The sequence below is a fragment of the Bartonella capreoli genome (assembly GCF_902813205.1).
Classification (GTDB): domain Bacteria; phylum Pseudomonadota; class Alphaproteobacteria; order Rhizobiales; family Rhizobiaceae; genus Bartonella; species Bartonella schoenbuchensis.
Genome location: NZ_CADDZX010000352.1, coordinates 1 through 397, shown reverse-complemented (window position 1 = coordinate 397; position 397 = coordinate 1). Strand labels below are relative to the sequence as shown.

Annotated in this window: 1 protein-coding gene; it reads right to left on the bottom strand. The window is 40.1% G+C overall.

All coding sequences use genetic code 11. The features are described from left to right. Window positions 1-397: VirB4 family type IV secretion/conjugal transfer ATPase (locus J7R05_RS08755; RefSeq protein ID WP_484479016.1), on the bottom strand; the 397-nt coding region annotated here is incomplete at both ends.

Here is a 397-nt window from a genome sequence, read left to right as displayed (position 1 = left end):
GGTTGTCGTGTCGTATTCTTTAATTTCCAGCATTCCAAATCGGCGTATCCCATTGATTGTCCGCAGTTCACCAAGAGCACCCCATTTTGAGAAAAAAGGTCGATTGATAGATATATAGTCGGCAAAACGGTCATAACAGACGGGCATAGGATGGTATTCGCCATTGATAAGCATACCAAGAAATTCGAGTGCAGAAGAATAAACATGACCATTTTTTTCATAAACACCGAGAAGTTCTGCACCGTAACGTTGTAATGATTGACCTAGGGTATTGTTGATATCATTGAGGGATTTGATACATGACTCCTGCCGTAATTTCTTTTGATCGAGAGTTTCTCGTTCATGCTGGGAAAAAAATGACATAACTTTGTCAGCTATCGGTTGAAAAACAATGGTC